The sequence below is a fragment of the Pedobacter sp. UYP30 genome (assembly GCF_040547165.1).
In the GTDB taxonomy this organism is placed as follows: domain Bacteria; phylum Bacteroidota; class Bacteroidia; order Sphingobacteriales; family Sphingobacteriaceae; genus Pedobacter.
In genome coordinates, this window is sequence record NZ_JBEPPD010000002.1 from 141,434 (window position 1) to 156,545 (window position 15,112).

Genomic DNA, 15,112 nt, shown 5'->3' on the forward strand with positions numbered 1-15,112 from the left:
TTATTTAGAAGATAAACAGGCAACAATTGCTTCGATAATGGTTTTCGTTTCGTCTGGATTCCGCACTTGGATGCAATCCACCCCGGTTTTCTTCGCAGGATGGTCATTTCCCCCTGGAAAAAGCGCATCTCCGATAAACATTATCTCTGATGTTTTTAACTTAAATGTCTCCTTCAGTTTCTCAATGCCATAAGCTTTATCTGCTCCCTTTTTGGTAATGTCTATAGAAGTGGAGCCACCTAGGTTTACGTCGAAATCTTTTAGTTTTTTATCTAGCTTGGCTTTTATTTTTTTCCTTTTTTTAAAATCGGGATCCCAATCTTTTTTTGCGCTTAAAGGTGCCTTTTGTCCTAGCGCAGAAAAAGTGATTTGACTGCCCCTATCTTCTATCTGCTCACCCCAAGTTTTACCAAACTCGATGTTAGATTGGTCTATGGCTTTTTTTAATTCTGTTTTTATTTTTTCGCTCTGCTTTTTGGTAAAGTTCTCAGCGTAAATTTTTGTCCAAGATTTTTTGTAGCTGTAGAATTTTGTGCCACAAGTAGGTAAAATAGAAAGGTTTTTTAGCTGTTTGGGTTCGCCCATTTTTGCCAACACCTGTTTTTTAAATTGTGGCCAATCTGCGCCAGAAATAATGGCCACTCTTGCATTGTCTAATAAGGAACTTAGCATGGCCACCATAGCTTTGGTAATGATAGATTTACTTTTAGCCAATGTTCCATCTAAATCAAATACCACTAATTTTTTCATAAAACCTTCCTTTTTATTGGTGTTAACAACCTCAACAATTTATTGTTTGTCTTTTCCTTTTACATCATCAAAAAAACTAGAAAATCCATTATACGCAATTTGCCTTGACGCGATGTTAAATTTTCAAGCTTAATTTTTTTAGGTAAAACCTAAGATATAAAGTAGTTTTGCAAAAAAAATAATTGGTGGTTAATGGCTAAGCGTTATTTTCTCGTGTTGATGTTTGGCGCATTTTTTAATGTTTGCTTTGCGTTTATTCTGGCTCCTCAGCAACAAGACTCCATACAGTCTTCACCTAACATCACCTACAAAAAGAAAATAGATCCTGGGTTTATTGCTAAACAAAAAATCATAACAGACTCCATTATTAGCCATACTTGGGTATTGCCAGACAGCTTGATAAATAGAAGTGCGCTGCTTGATAGCGTAGAGAAAGACTATGTTTTCCCAACATTAAATTTATGGGCTTGGCAACAGAAGTATAAAGCGTATAAAAAGCCCAACAACCCCTATAAACTAGGAAAGCCGGTGCCTAAAGGAAATCCGTTATTTTTAGGGCTCATTTTTGTGATGTTGATTATTTTTGGTGTCCTTAAGTTCTCCTTTCCAAATCAATTTGCTGCTATTGTAAATTCGTTTTTTAGCAAAAGGGCACTTGTAAACATCAATAAGGAAGAAAGTTTACTCAATTCTTGGCCGTTTTTACTGCTTTTTTTGCTGTTCGGCCTAATTTTTGGAATGTATCTATTTCTCGTGGCACAACATTATCAGCTCCCGCAAGCGCGCAATGGTTTTAAGTTTTTGTTTGGAGTATCGGGTTTTATTGTATTACTGCTAGCCTTAAAGTTGTTGTTTTTGCGGTTTTTGGGCTTCTTATTTAATCTTCAAAAACCTGTAAGCGAATATATTTCTATTCTATATTTAAGTTATTTTAATGTTTCAATCTTATTTGCGCCCTTGGTAGTGGCTTACGCTTTATCGCCACTTGCGTACGCAAACTTATTTATAGCTGTAGGGTGTTTACTTTTGGTTATTGTATTTGTATTTCAGGTACTTAGAGTAGCTACAACCATACTTTCTGTTAATAGGTTTTCTAAAGTGCATTTATTTTTGTATTTTTGCGCCCTCGAAATATGTCCCATTTTGATTTTAATAAAGGCGATAGGATTATAGTAGAAAACGAAAAAAATGGAAGAACAGACTAACGAAAGACTTAACAAAGTAAAGAGCATCTTAGTTACTTTGCCCAAGCCAGAAACAGACAAATCTCCTTATTACGATCTGGCAAAAAAACTTAATTTAAAGGTTGATTTTAGATCTTTTATCCATGTGGAGAGTATTCCTGCAAGAGATTTTAGAAAAGATAAAATTAATCTTTCTGATTTTACAGCTTTAGTATTAACAAGTAGAACGGCAGCCGATCATTTTTTTAGAATATGCGAAGAAATGCGTTATGAGGTGCCCACAGATTTGAAATACTTCTGCTTGTCGGAAACTATAGCGCTTTACCTTCAAAAATATATTCAGTATCGTAAACGTAAAATCTTTTTCGGAAAGAAAGGAATAACAGATCTTACCGAGGTGTTGAAAAAACACGCAGACGAAAAATTTCTTTATCCCTGCTCTGATATGGCTACAGAAGATCTTGTGAATATTATGGATGATAAGGGTTTTGACATTACCGCAGCAGTGTTGTTTAAAACGGTAGTTACCGATCTCTCTGATTTGGCTGATGTTTTTTATGACGTTATTGCTTTTTTTAGTCCTTCTAGTATACAATCTCTCTATCAAAATTTTCCAACCTTCGAACAGAATAAAACCAGAATAGCCGCCTTTGGTACCAGCACCGCAAAAGCAGTGGAAGATATGGGATTGATTGTAGACATTGTCGCTCCAGCCCCGGGTGTTCCATCTATGACTATGGCGATAGAGAATTATGTAAAAGTTTCTAATAAATAGATTTTCTACAATAAGCAATCAAAATTATAAAAGTTCAATAAAACTGTTATAATCATAGCAGTCAGTACGTTACGCGTAAATTGCCTTTTAAAAGTATCCCTAAAGGCTATATTAGCCATAATTTATTGTATTTTCGAGTAAAAAATTTGCAATTGTTGATAATTTCCATGATGTTTGAAAATTAAAAAGAACGCTGTGCTGTACACATTTAATAAAAAATGAAGAAAATTTACCTTTTGGTGTTTGTAAGTGTAACTGTGTTGTTTGCGAGCTGCGGCTCTAGTAACGATGGGGAACTAAGGGGGGCTTACAATAGAAAGTTTAAAAACAATAAGGTACCTTATGGTATGGTTTTTATTCCGCCGGGTCATACACCGCTTGGAGGTGATGATGAGGACATTACTTTTTCCCAAAGCGGACCTAGTAAAATGACCACCATAAGCGCATTCTTTATGGACCAAACTGAGATTAGCAATGCTGAGTATAGGCAGTTTACCAACTGGGTTAGAGATTCCATTGCTTTGGTTATGATGGGTATGCCAGCTCAGTTTACCAAACAAGCAAAAAATGGTCAAAGCTTAGGGGGAGAGAAATTTATAGATTGGAAGAAGGTAGGAAAGAACGGGGAAAATATTTGGCGAGGTGGAAAGGGTAAGAATACAGCGGCAAACAATCAGTTAGATGGGATGTATTATTCTGGATTGGATGCCCTGCCTGGCAAAAAGGAAATAGATGTGAGGAAACTAATTTATTCTTACGGTTATTTAAATCTAGATAAGGCGGCGAAAGGACATAAAGACCCAAATAGCAGACGTCAGGATTATATAGATAGATTTACGGTTTCAGTTTATCCCGATACGTTGGTTTGGAAAACAGATTTTACGTATTCGCAGAATGACCCAATGGTGCGCGGTTATTACAATCATCCTTCGTATGATGATTATCCGGTGGTTGGCGTTAGTTGGGAACAAGCGAGTGCATTTGCGCAGTGGAGAAGTCAGCTATATCAGGGCGCAGCAGCTGCTAAGAAGATACCCATTAACGCTAGGTTAGATTATGAATTGCCTTCTGCAACTAATTTCGAATACGCTGCTAGAGGCGGAAACATTAAGACGAAATATCCTTGGGGAGGGCCTTACATCAGAAATGCAAAAGGTTGCTTAATGGCAAATTTTAAGCCCGGTAGAGGAGATTATTCTAGTGATGGCGGTATTTACACGGTTGGTGTCTATTCTTATTTTCCAAATGATTATGGTTTATACAATATGGCTGGAAACGTGGCAGAATGGACCAAAACGGCATATAATAAATCTGCAGGTCCTATGTTACACGATTTAAATCCAACATTTACGTACGATGCGGGTAAAAACGATAGCAAATATCTAAAACGTAAAGTGGTAAAGGGTGGTTCTTGGAAAGATACAGGATATTTTCTGCAGAACTCGGTTTCTACATACGAGTATCAAGATCAACAGAGATCTTATATTGGTTTCAGATGCGTTTCTGCATATCCTGGAACTACAATGAAAAATTAACTAGTTAAAGATTTAAAAAAAAAACAATAAAATTTTATGGCTGCAAAAAAACAACCAAGTTGGTTACACTTAGCAATATCGTGGGGAGCAAGTATTGTAATCATCGGTGCATTATTTAAAATTCTACACATAGGTGGAATATTGGGAAACTATGCCATTGGTATAGGATTGGGTGTAGAAGCATGCTTGTTTTTCTTAACAGGGTTTTTCCCGCCAGAACCAGAACCAGCTTGGGATAGAGTTTACCCAGAGTTGAATGAAAATTATAAAGGAGAGTTGCCAACCGTTTCGGCACGTCCTGTTGCGGCAGCCTCAGCAAGTAGTACTGCTGCTTTAGACAGAATGCTTTCTGATGCTAAAATTGGGCCAGAGTTAATAGAAAGTTTGGGAACTGGACTTAGAACCTTTGGCGATAAAGTTGCCAATATATCTAACGTTGCGGATGCTTCGATCGCAACCAACGAATTTACCGGCAAAGTAAAAACTGCCTCTGCGGGATTTGATGGTCTAAGTTTAGCATTCGAAAGCGCTACCTCTAATTTAAAGGCGATGGGTGAGAGCAAGGTCGATTCTCAGGCTTATCACGATCAGGTTAATAACCTTGCTAAGAATTTATCGGCCTTAAATGCTGTTTACGAATTAGAACTGCAAGATTCTAGCGCACACTTAAAATCTATGAATAAGTTCTACTCAAACTTATCGCAAACCATGCAGAATTTTAATGAATCTATGGAAGATTCTAAACAGTTTAAGGAAGAAGTAGGTAGGCTTGCAAAAAATTTATCTTCCTTAAATGCCATTTACGGCAATATGTTATCGGCAATGAATGGGCCAAGGGTTTAACGGTTTAATTTTAATCTAAAAAGAACTACTTAACAAATGGCTGGAGGAAAAGAAACAACGCGGCAGCGGATGATCAATATCATGTATTTGGTATTGTTGGCTATGCTCGCATTAAACGTATCAGACACAATATTAAATGCCTTTAAAAATATAAACGATAGTTTAGAAACTTCAAAAAACAACGTTAACGTAAGCATAGATCAGCTTTTTTCTGCTTTCGAAAATTCTAAGCTTAAAGATGAACCTGCTCGCGCTCAACCAATTTACGACAGAGCAAAGCAGGCTAAAGCAGTTGCCGACGGTTTGAATAACTACATAGAAAGTATTAAGCAAAAGTTTACGGTTGCTGGTAATGGAATCGATCCAGAAACAGGCGATTTAAAGCGCCGCGAGAATATGGATATTGCCCAAACCATCATGATCAACCAAAAAGAAGGGGAGAAGCTTAAGCAAAAGATTAACGAAACAAGAGAGAAGCTTATCGCTTTGTTAGGGCCTACCGATGGCAAAAACGTTTCTTTTTCTTTAGAAGCCAAAGATCCGGCGATAAAAAGAAAAGGAAAATGGGAGGATGTGTATTTTGGTGAAGGAACACCGCTTACAGCTGCCATGACTATTTTAACCAAATTGCAAACAGACACGAAAAATGCAGAAGCTGAGGTTGTAAAAAAATTGTTTGGAAACATGGATAAAGCTTTGGTAAACATCGATCAATTTGCTGCAGTTGCAGTAGCGCCTACATCTTACGTTATACAAGGACAACCGTATAGCGCACAAGTTTTTTTAACAGCTAGCGATTCCAAATCAAATCCTAATATTTTGGTAAATGGAAGTCCATTGGCGGTAAAAGAAGGGAAAGCAACCTACACAGGTTCTACTGGGAGCGTGGGCGTTTTTAAATGGGTTGGAACCATTAGGGTAAAGCAAACAGACGGGCAAATCAAAGAATATAAAACAGCAGAACAAAGTTATCAGGTGGCAAAACCATCTGCAACGGTATCATCTACCAAGTTAAATGTTATTTATGCGGGCATACCCAACCCTTTTGCCGTTTCTGCAGCTGGTTTTCCGCTACAAAGCGTAAAAGCTTCTATATCTAAAGGTTCGATGACTGGCGGCAACGGAAACTATATGGTAAATGTGGCGGGTAGTTTGGTAGGCTCGGAGGTATCTATAGGTGTTTCTGCAGATAATAATGGAAAAACAATAAGTTTAGGCACTCAGAAATTCAGGATAAAAGCAATTCCGGCTCCGGTTGCCAAAGTTGGCGGTAGGGCAGGTGGCGATGTCGCTTCTGTGCAGTTAAAGAGAGAATCAGAGATAGAAGCAGATTTAGACGATTTTCCGTTTGATGTGAAGTTTACTATATTACGGTATAAAATGACCATCATCAAACCGCGATCAGATGCCGTGACCATTGCTGGCAGTGGTGGTAGTTTTAATGGCGCAGTTCGCTCGGCAATGAACGCTATTACACCTGGAACTAGGGTGTTTTTTGAAGATATAGTTTCTCAAGGCCCTGATGGCCGTCAGAGAATTTTGCCTTCGGTGGCGTTCTCGGCTAAATAATAGAGTTATGAAAAAGATTTTAAGTGTTTTTATTTTTGTGTTGTTTGCCGCCTCGTTGCACGCCCAAGTTAAAAAGGCTCCGTTGAAGAAACAGGCTAAGGCGCAAGTAAAATCTGTAGACACCATCGCTGCGAATAAAATTGCTAAAAAGAAACTGAAAGTTCCGCCGAGAGATGGTTTCTATGCCCGTAAAGATATAGATAGTACCGAAATGGTACCGTTGGCAGACGTAAGAGACGAAGACGTATTTTACGCAAAAAGAATTTGGCGCGAGATAGATTTGCGCGACACTGTTAATTCTATATTGAAAGCACCAAAATCTAGGTTGATAGATGTAATTTTAAATGCAGTTAAGAGCGGGGAGTTAACAGCCTATGCGCCAATAGATAGTTCGCTAAATGAAGACGACGCTTTTAACAACCCAATGCAGGCTGATTCTGCAAAAAGCGTAGCCCTAGGTACTGTAGAAGTTTCTGATAATAAATCAGGAACTGTTACAACTGTTGTAAATGATTTTAACCCAGAATCTTTTTTAAAATATAGAATTAAAGAAGATTGGATTTTTGACAGCAAACGATCGGTTTTCGAGCCTAGAATAGTAGGTATCGCACCGCTTAAACTCAACGCAACTACCAACCAGTGGCAACCTGTTTTCTGGATTTATTATCCAGAAGCGCGAGAGGTGCTTTCTAAAAAACGTTTGGTAAATACCAGAAATGATGCTTCTACTTTAAGCTTCGACGATTTTTTCATCCGAAGGTTGTTTAGCAGCTATATTGTAAAGGAATCGAATCCTGGTGATAACAAGTTAAAAGACATCATCGCCGATCCACGAGAAAGGTTATACGAGTCCAATCGAATTCAGAATTCTCTACTCGATTACGAGCAAGGACTTTGGGAATACTAAATAAAAAAAGAGTTTCGGATTTGGAAACTCTTTTTTTGTGGATTATAATTTATACTTTATACGTTTTCTCAATCTCCTTTTACCTAGTCAACTGAAACGGTAAGTCCCTCTTGTTTAAGAATTTTTCTGTACACCTCTACTTCCGTAAAACTTCCTTCTAACACGGTGCACTTACCTTCGTTATGTACTTTAAAAGCTATTTTTTCTGCTTGGCCTTCGCTGTACTTTAAGTATTTCATCATGCAAAAAATCACATGTTCAAAGGAGTTTACATCATCATTCCAAAGAATAAGCCTACGCACGGTCTTTATAGACGATAAAATCTCGTCGAGTGTAAAGGTTTCCTCTTTGGTTTCTGTATGCATTTGACAAAAATAAACATTCCTATTTTAAGGAAGAGGTTTTTAAGGTTAAAAACGTTGGGTTAGGCGATAATTGTTGCGTATTATGAGGAGATTGTTAGAAAGAAACGCCTCTATCAGTTTTTGATAGAGGCAAGTAAATTAATTATTCTTCAGCAATAAATCGAAATAACTACTTATCTAGGATTCAATACTTGGAATTCTTACCATTTCATCACTCTCCTTCCCATAATCAACTCCATCAACGGCAAAACCAAAAAGGTTTAAAAAGTCAGATTTATACTGCGGTAAGTCGCCGATTGCAGCTAGGTTTTCTGTGCTGGCTTTCTCCCATAAGGTAGAAACTTCCTCTTGTACATCGTCTTGCATTTCCAAATCGTCTATCCTAATGCGGCCTTTTTTATCTACCAGAACAGTTCCATTCTTATAAAGTCGATCAGCATATAAACGTTGAATCTGCTCTATGGTGCCTTCATGAGTGCCGTTTTCCTTCATTACTTTGTATAATAGAGAGATGTAAAGCGGAATAACTGGAATGGCAGAACTTGCCTGTGTAACCAATGCTTTGTTTACAGAAACGTATGCTTTACCATGTAAATCGGTTAAGTTTTCGCTAATTTTAAATGCAGTTGCTTCCAAATTGTCTTTCGCGCGGCCAATAGTTCCCTTTCTGTAAACAGGTTCTGTTACGGCAGGGCCGATGTATGAATAAGCAATGGTTGTAAAGCCTTCTGCAAGTAAATCTTCAGCTCTTAGAGCCTCTATCCACATCGACCAATCTTCGCCGCCCATTACAGCTATTGTGTTTTCAATGTCTTCGTCGGTGGCAGGTTCGATCGATACAGTGGAGACAATTCCGGTATGAAAATCTACCGTTTTATTGCTGTAACTTCTACCAATAGGCTTTAGGGTAGAACGGTGCAATACCTCGGTGTCTGGGTGTTTTCTTACCGGAGAGGCCAAACTATAAATTACTTGATCTACTCGCCCCAAGTCTTTTTTTATCAGTGCGAGAGTTTCTGCTTTAATTTCTTTAGAGAAAGCATCGCCATTTATACTTTTTGCATATAAGCCTACTTTATTCGCTTCATTTTCGAAAGCGGCGCTGTTGTACCAGCCTGGCGAAGCAGTTTTGCCGGGCTGCGGCGGTTTTTCAAAAAATACACCAATGGTTGATGCCCCTGAGCCAAAAGCAGCTGTTACCCTAGAAGACAAGCCGAAACCTGTCGACGCACCTATTACCAACACTTTTTTTGGTCCATCTATTTTACCTTTCGATTCTACGTAGTCTATTTGGTTTTTCACGTTTTGGGCACAACCTTCTGGGTGCGCCGTTAAACAGATAAACCCTCTCATTCTTGGCTCAATAATCATAGTTGTTGTTTTTGTATATGGGCTGCAATTTAAGAAAATTTTTGTTTGATAAAAACGGATTATGAGCTGCAATACTAGATGCATTTAACAAGTAGCGAGCAAACAGATTTGTTTAAAGGTTAAAAAGATGTAAATTTGGTGTTAATTAATTCCTATTGAAAACCTTACTTGCCGTTTGTTGTGTGATGATGCCCTTTGGTTTATTTGCACAAACCAAATCTGAAAATTCAGGGTGGTTTAGCTTGAGCAACAGTATCAAATTAAATGATAAGATTACGGCATTTGCTGATGCGCAGCTAAGAACAGAAAATAATTGGACTTTCCTTAAGCAGGTGGAGGTAACTACAGGATTGAACTACAGGTTTTTACCTAACCAAGAAATTGGCTTTGGTGGCGTTTTAACAAACACTAGAAAAAGCCAGATAGTGCATTTAAAAGAAAACGATAGAAGGCTTTTTGAGCAATATACCCTAAAACATAGTCTCTGGACTGCAGCTGTTACACATAGATTTAGGCTAGAACAGCGCTTTATCGAAACAATAACCGACCATAATTTTTTTGCTCAGCGTTTGCGTTATCGGTTTAAAGCGCAGCAGCCACTAAGCAATCAACAGGTAAAATTTAGTAGTGGATTTTATGCTTTGGTGCAGGACGAGGTGCTTTTAAATATTCAGAATAAGGAAAAATTGAACAATCATTTTCTTGATCAAAATAGGTTGCTGTTGGCTTTGGGCTATCGGGTTTCTAAAAATCTAGATGTGGACTTGGGCTATTTAAATGATTTTTCAATCGGAACAAATAGCGATAAGGACACCCATGTTTTGCAGCTGGCATTAAGCACAAAATTTTAGCTTTTTTTTTAATTTCGTTTAGTTCAGAAAAAACAAACAAAATGGTGTCATCTAGAGGTCTAGTATATTCCACATGAATCAATATAAATGACGTTTTGGTCTAAACTCGCTATAACCAGCTTGGTGGGGTCGGCCTAGCAGTAGTTTGAAGGAAAAAATGGCGAGAACCGACTTGTAGAAATATCCAAACCCCACCGTCCAAAAAGAATTTGCAGCCTGTGCGGAGGGGTAAGCGATGGAAAGCGGCCTCAAATTATTGTAAAAATGGTTCGGCGAATTTTTACCCAAAGATGTGCCAGCCTTGAATTTATTCATTAGCACCTATTGTTTTATTTGCATTCATGAGCTCGCAGAAATGCTCGGTTTTGCTACTTTTTTTTCAAGAAAAAAGTAGAACTCCCGTCCGGATAGGACATCGTAAAGCAGAGTTGGAGGCCATTTTTTACAGGACTGAACGAACGAGTAATAAAAACGAGATATGATTTAATTAACTGATAGTAAATAACTTATGTAAAACGTCAATGGTAGCCTGTCGAAGGACATCCGATTTTAAACCTCAGGAAAAAGACTTAGTTTAACTAAACCACATTGAAACTTATTTCGTGGTTCCCCCTAAAAAAAAACCTCCCAAAGAAAAACTTTGAGAGGTTCGTATCTATTTTTGTCTAGTACTATTTTGCTACGTACATTACTTCTTTAACCGCTTTAACCACGCGTTCTACATTTGGCAAACTTGCAGCTATTAACGTTGGTGCGTAAGGCAAAGGCGTGTCTGCACAAGTAATGCGCAATACTGGTGCGTCTAAATAATCAAAAGCGTTACGCTGTACGTTAAAAGCTATTTCTGAAGAGATAGATGCCAACGGCCAAGCTTCTTCTACAATAACTAAACGGTTGGTTTTCTTAACCGAGTTGATAATTGCCGCATAATCTATTGGCCTAACAGTACGAAGGTCGATAACTTCTGCGTTAACACCTTCTTTGGTTAATTCTTCTACAGCTGGATTTACTACCCTGCTAAGCATTTTACCAAAGGTAACAATGGTTACGTCGCTTCCTTCTTTTACAGTATTTGCTTTACCTATTTCTAAGTAATATTCTTCCTCCGGCACACCGCCTTTATCACCATACATCACCTCCGATTCCATAAAAATAATTGGGTTTGGATCTATAATGGCTTGTTTCAATAAACCTTTTGCATCGTACGGGTTAGCTGGTATTACAACTTTTAAGCCTGGCGTATTGGCATACCAGTTTTCAAAGTTTTGAGAGTGCTGAGCGCCTAATTGTCCTGCATTACCTGTTGGCCCACGAAAAACCATCGGGCAAGAAAACTGACCGCCACTCATTGATAATATTTTGGCAGCACCATTTATGATCTGGTCAATCGCCACCAAAGAGAAATTAAAAGTCATGAATTCTACAATGGGCATTAAGCCTGCAGTTGCTGCACCAGTGGCTATACCCGCAAAACCCATTTCTGAAATTGGCGTATCGATGATGCGTTTTTCGCCAAATTCGTCTAACATACCCTGACTTACTTTGTACGCACCATTATATTCGGCAACTTCTTCTCCCAATAAAAAAATACGATCATCTTTACGCATTTCCTCGCTCATGGCTTCGCGAAGTGCCTCTCTAAACTGAATTTCTCTCATTATTATTTTTAGCTTACGGGCACAAATATAACTATAATTGCCTTTGATTAAAATCTAAACTTGTTTTTAATTTCGGATATTACGTCGTTAAATCAATTAGGAGACGCTTACAAAACGCAAGAAGGTTGTTTCCTCGCTATCTAACAGAATATGCGGGCTATTGCTTAAAGATTAGCAGATTTGATTTGGGAATTAGGGTTTTGCACCAATTATCAATTTCGTATCTTTGCAAGCTTTGCAGCATGATTAAAGATCTATTGCTTCGAGATTTTTTACAATCCAAAAGACAGTATGCTTAACCCCGAGATAGAAAAACGTAAAACATTTGCCATTATAAGTCACCCAGATGCCGGCAAGACCACATTAACTGAAAAATTTCTATTGTTTGGTGGGGCGATAAATACAGCAGGCGCCGTTAAGCGCAACAAGGCAAACCAGAGCAATACTTCAGATTTTATGGAGATAGAAAAGCAGCGTGGCATTTCTGTAGCTACCTCTGTAATGGGGTTTGAATACAGCGGCAAGCGGATTAATATTTTAGATACGCCTGGCCACAAAGATTTTGCCGAAGATACGTACAGAACTTTATCTGCTGTAGATAGCGTTATTTTGGTGGTAGATTGCGTAAAAGGGGTGGAAGAGCAGACAGAAAAATTGATGTCGGTTTGCAGAATGCGGAATACGCCCGTAATTATCTTCATTAACAAAATGGATAGAGAAGGTAAAGATGCATACGACTTGTTAGATGAAATTGAGCAAAAACTGAACATTAGTCTTTGCCCACTTTCTTGGCCAATAGGGCAGGGGCATACCTTTAAAGGTGTTTATAGTATTTATCATAAACACTTAAATTTATTTAACTCTGATAAAACAAAAGTTACAGATTCGGTAGTGGCGGCAAACGATTTAAACGACCCAACGCTTTTGAATTATTTGAAAGAAAAGGAAATTAACGAGTTGAAAGACGACGTTGAGCTAGTGGATGGAATCTACGGCAAACTCGATAATGAACTTTATACAGAAGGTTTGGTAGCGCCCGTATTTTTTGGGAGTGCAATTAATAATTTCGGAATAAAAGAGTTGCTAGATACTTTTATAGAAATTGCACCAAGCCCCAAACATCGCGAAGCAGAGGAAAGAGACGTAACTGTAGATGAAAAAAACTTTAGCGGTTTTGTGTTTAAAATTCATGCCAATTTAGACCCAAAGCATCGCGATAGGATTGCGTTTCTAAGGATTTGTTCTGGAAAGTTTGAACGCAACAAATTTTACTATCATACTAGGCAAGATAAAAAACTAAAGTTTAGTAATCCGATGGATTTTATGGCCAACGAAAAAAGCATTGTAGAAGAAGCTTGGCCTGGAGATGTAGTTGGTTTGTACGATAGTGGTAACTTTAAAATTGGCGATACTTTAACCGAAGGGGAGAAGTTACAATTTAAAGGAATCCCTAGTTTTTCTCCGTCGATTTTTAAGGAAGTGGAAAACATGGATCCAATGCGGACCAAACAGTTGGAAAAAGGTATTGAACAATTAACAGATGAAGGCGTAGCACAATTATTTGTAATGCAGCCTGGAAACAGAAAAGTAATCGGCGCTGTCGGAGAATTACAATTTGAGGTAATTAACTTTAGATTGGAGCATGAGTACGGCGCAAAATGTAGGTTCCGTACGTTAAGTTATTCGCGTTCTAGCTGGGTAACTTCTACCGATAGAAAAAAGTTAGAGGAATTTGTAAAGCGTAAGCAACAACATATTGGGATGGATAAAGAAGGAAACCCTGTTTATTTGTCTGACAGCGATTACATGATCAATTTAACCAAACAAGATTATCCAGATATCGATTTCCATAAAACGAGCGAGTTTAAAGCTTAAACCCCAAACCCCTGAAGGGGCTTTTAATAGCAAGGGCTTTATTCGATCGGCAGTATTGCGAGGCAGGAAGCATATAATTTTGATAAATTAAAGGGATTGCTTTTTCCTTTAAAATAATGTTTGAAATTTAGGAATAAGTTGAGAACTTTTTCTCAGCTATTTGGTTTTTTCTCAATAGAGACCTATTTAGAAAAACATAGGCTCTCGATGGTTATCCCAAAAGAAAACAACTTCTATCCTGTCTGTCTTAATTTCATAGAAAACGGATGAAAGCTTTTTTATTAGACCTTATCTTATGTTGATATCAAAAATTCTTTTCTGTGGAAATTCAAGAAGTGATAACAATCTAAAAAATTGATACCTGCTTTCGACACCAGTAACGTTATTCAGAATATTCACGCAAAAGCTAGTGATACTTTATTTGTGGGCAAGAAATAGGTTACTCATTTTCGTTCATAGAATAAATCAGATTATACCCAACTTTGTCAATTGCTTTTATTTCGGCAAGAAATTTATAAACCTTTTTCTTTTGACTTATTACATTGTAATAATGTATTTCGCCAGCATAATATGGAAACACATCAACAAACATTAAACCAGTTGGGATTTGTGGCTCTTTATTTTTAGACTGAATGTCAGTATATGATGAAATATTTGAACTACTTACCATCAGCGGATACCGACTAAATTTCTTTTTATTTAAATCTTGTAGAATAAAGTCATAGTCAGATGGTTTTAGATATCCATCAATACGTAAAAATTTAAAAAAATAACGTTGTTTTGTTATCTGAACTGGCTGCTTTCCAAGATTTGTTAAATCAACTTCAATACTTCTATAATTGTAGTTTCCGAAACTTCCACTATTAACCAGTAATTTTGCAATTTGTAAATAGGGTTCATTTTCTAATATAAATCTACGTTCTGCATCGGCAAGCGATTTAAGTTGAGTATTTATAACTTGGGTTTGAAGTTCAAATTGTTTCTTACTATCTAATGCGGAACTGTCGGATGCTGCTTTCTGAAAATTAAACATGTCCTCGTTATATCTTCTTGTCTGCTCATTATACCTTTTTGTATCCTCAAATACTTGCTTTGCAATTTCTACAGACTTTATTGAGGATTGAGTTTGTTTTCTAGTCAAAAAAAGAACATAAATAGCTACACCAGCAAGTATAACGTTAACTATGAGCGAAACTAAGTCAAGATTGAATTGCTTATTGTCTAAGGGTTTTTCCGGTGCTTGTGGCTGCTGTACTGTTATGAATATTTTCTTTTTTGACATTGAGCGTTATATTTTTAAAATCAAATATAATTCTAAATTTGATTTATTATTGACCTCTCAATAGAAATTTAAAAATTAAAAAAACTGTTGCAAAAGAATTTATTGCTTTGATAAGTTGTTAATCGTTGTTACCACTCGCAACAGTTT

General features: G+C 37.4%; 14 protein-coding genes. 8 read left to right on the forward strand and 6 right to left on the reverse strand.

Features of this window, described 5'->3' with window-relative positions; all coding sequences use genetic code 11:
* Positions 1-750, reverse strand: coding sequence for an HAD-IIB family hydrolase (locus tag ABIB40_RS02955; RefSeq protein ID WP_354355807.1), 750 nt, complete (start codon positions 748-750; stop codon positions 1-3).
* A gap of 192 nt (positions 751-942) precedes the next feature.
* Here ABIB40_RS02955 and ABIB40_RS02960 point away from each other — a divergent pair, with 192 nt between their 5' ends.
* The 6 genes from ABIB40_RS02960 (at position 943) to porN (ending at position 7,563) form a co-directional block, all read left to right on the forward strand.
* Positions 943-1,923 carry a DUF4271 domain-containing protein gene (locus ABIB40_RS02960; RefSeq protein ID WP_354355809.1) on the forward strand — a complete coding sequence of 327 codons (981 nt, stop codon included), beginning with the start codon at positions 943-945 and terminating at the stop codon, positions 1,921-1,923.
* 15 nt (positions 1,924-1,938) lie between these two features.
* Positions 1,939-2,709 carry a uroporphyrinogen-III synthase gene (locus ABIB40_RS02965; protein WP_354355811.1) on the forward strand — a complete coding sequence of 257 codons (771 nt, stop codon included), beginning with the start codon at positions 1,939-1,941 and terminating at the stop codon, positions 2,707-2,709.
* A 218-nt stretch (positions 2,710-2,927) separates the two neighbouring features.
* Positions 2,928-4,244 carry a T9SS ring complex lipoprotein PorK/GldK gene (gene porK, locus ABIB40_RS02970; RefSeq protein WP_354355813.1) on the forward strand — a complete coding sequence of 439 codons (1,317 nt, stop codon included), beginning with the start codon at positions 2,928-2,930 and terminating at the stop codon, positions 4,242-4,244.
* 36 nt (positions 4,245-4,280) lie between these two features.
* The gene (gene porL, locus ABIB40_RS02975; protein WP_354355815.1) at positions 4,281-5,087 is read left to right on the forward strand and encodes a type IX secretion system motor protein PorL/GldL; all 807 of its coding nucleotides are present in this window, start codon (positions 4,281-4,283) and stop codon (positions 5,085-5,087) included.
* Between the two features lie 36 nt (positions 5,088-5,123).
* The gene (gene porM / locus ABIB40_RS02980; RefSeq protein WP_354355817.1) at positions 5,124-6,656 is read left to right on the forward strand and encodes a type IX secretion system motor protein PorM/GldM; all 1,533 of its coding nucleotides are present in this window, start codon (positions 5,124-5,126) and stop codon (positions 6,654-6,656) included.
* A 7-nt stretch (positions 6,657-6,663) separates the two neighbouring features.
* Complete coding sequence (gene porN, locus ABIB40_RS02985; RefSeq protein WP_354355819.1) at positions 6,664-7,563, forward strand: type IX secretion system ring subunit PorN/GldN; 900 nt, start codon at positions 6,664-6,666, stop codon at positions 7,561-7,563.
* A gap of 83 nt (positions 7,564-7,646) precedes the next feature.
* Here the strand turns inward: porN and ABIB40_RS02990 are convergent, their stop codons facing one another.
* Positions 7,647-7,928, reverse strand: coding sequence for an ATP-dependent Clp protease adaptor ClpS (locus ABIB40_RS02990; RefSeq protein WP_354355821.1), 282 nt, complete (start codon positions 7,926-7,928; stop codon positions 7,647-7,649).
* A 177-nt stretch (positions 7,929-8,105) separates the two neighbouring features.
* Positions 8,106-9,299, reverse strand: coding sequence for an enoyl-ACP reductase FabV (gene fabV / locus ABIB40_RS02995; RefSeq protein ID WP_354355823.1), 1,194 nt, complete (start codon positions 9,297-9,299; stop codon positions 8,106-8,108).
* A gap of 155 nt (positions 9,300-9,454) precedes the next feature.
* Between fabV and ABIB40_RS03000 the strand changes: the two genes are divergently transcribed.
* Positions 9,455-10,150: a DUF2490 domain-containing protein gene (locus ABIB40_RS03000; RefSeq protein ID WP_354355825.1), complete on the forward strand. Its 696-nt coding sequence runs from the start codon at positions 9,455-9,457 to the stop codon at positions 10,148-10,150.
* A gap of 78 nt (positions 10,151-10,228) precedes the next feature.
* Here the strand turns inward: ABIB40_RS03000 and ABIB40_RS03005 are convergent, their stop codons facing one another.
* Complete coding sequence (locus ABIB40_RS03005; protein ID WP_354355827.1) at positions 10,229-10,465, reverse strand: hypothetical protein; 237 nt, start codon at positions 10,463-10,465, stop codon at positions 10,229-10,231.
* Positions 10,466-10,821: 356 nt separating this feature from the next.
* The gene (locus ABIB40_RS03010) at positions 10,822-11,808 is read right to left on the reverse strand and encodes a pyruvate dehydrogenase complex E1 component subunit beta (RefSeq protein WP_354355829.1); all 987 of its coding nucleotides are present in this window, start codon (positions 11,806-11,808) and stop codon (positions 10,822-10,824) included.
* Positions 11,809-12,099: 291 nt separating this feature from the next.
* On the opposite strand from ABIB40_RS03010, the gene ABIB40_RS03015 reads away from it, so the two are divergent.
* The gene (locus ABIB40_RS03015) at positions 12,100-13,683 is read left to right on the forward strand and encodes a peptide chain release factor 3 (protein WP_354355831.1); all 1,584 of its coding nucleotides are present in this window, start codon (positions 12,100-12,102) and stop codon (positions 13,681-13,683) included.
* Between the two features lie 439 nt (positions 13,684-14,122).
* Here ABIB40_RS03015 and ABIB40_RS03020 read toward each other — a convergent pair whose 3' ends face one another.
* Positions 14,123-14,965 carry a hypothetical protein gene (locus ABIB40_RS03020; RefSeq protein ID WP_354355833.1) on the reverse strand — a complete coding sequence of 281 codons (843 nt, stop codon included), beginning with the start codon at positions 14,963-14,965 and terminating at the stop codon, positions 14,123-14,125.
* Positions 14,966-15,112 lie beyond the last annotated feature (147 nt).

Bases quoted from the DNA above. Each gene is read 5' to 3' on its own strand.
- ABIB40_RS02955 (WP_354355807.1), bottom strand. From the start codon at position 750: ATGAAAAAATTAGTGGTATTTGATTTAGATGGAACATTGGCTAAAAGT.
- ABIB40_RS02960 (WP_354355809.1), top strand. From the start codon at position 943: ATGGCTAAGCGTTATTTTCTCGTGTTGATGTTTGGCGCATTTTTTAAT.
- ABIB40_RS02965 (WP_354355811.1), top strand. From the start codon at position 1,939: ATGGAAGAACAGACTAACGAAAGACTTAACAAAGTAAAGAGCATCTTA.
- porK (WP_354355813.1), top strand. From the start codon at position 2,928: ATGAAGAAAATTTACCTTTTGGTGTTTGTAAGTGTAACTGTGTTGTTT.
- porL (WP_354355815.1), top strand. From the start codon at position 4,281: ATGGCTGCAAAAAAACAACCAAGTTGGTTACACTTAGCAATATCGTGG.
- porM (WP_354355817.1), top strand. From the start codon at position 5,124: ATGGCTGGAGGAAAAGAAACAACGCGGCAGCGGATGATCAATATCATG.
- porN (WP_354355819.1), top strand. From the start codon at position 6,664: ATGAAAAAGATTTTAAGTGTTTTTATTTTTGTGTTGTTTGCCGCCTCG.
- ABIB40_RS02990 (WP_354355821.1), bottom strand. From the start codon at position 7,928: ATGCATACAGAAACCAAAGAGGAAACCTTTACACTCGACGAGATTTTA.
- fabV (WP_354355823.1), bottom strand. From the start codon at position 9,299: ATGATTATTGAGCCAAGAATGAGAGGGTTTATCTGTTTAACGGCGCAC.
- ABIB40_RS03005 (WP_354355827.1), bottom strand. From the start codon at position 10,465: ATGAATAAATTCAAGGCTGGCACATCTTTGGGTAAAAATTCGCCGAAC.
- ABIB40_RS03010 (WP_354355829.1), bottom strand. From the start codon at position 11,808: ATGAGAGAAATTCAGTTTAGAGAGGCACTTCGCGAAGCCATGAGCGAG.
- ABIB40_RS03015 (WP_354355831.1), top strand. From the start codon at position 12,100: ATGCTTAACCCCGAGATAGAAAAACGTAAAACATTTGCCATTATAAGT.
- ABIB40_RS03020 (WP_354355833.1), bottom strand. From the start codon at position 14,965: ATGTCAAAAAAGAAAATATTCATAACAGTACAGCAGCCACAAGCACCG.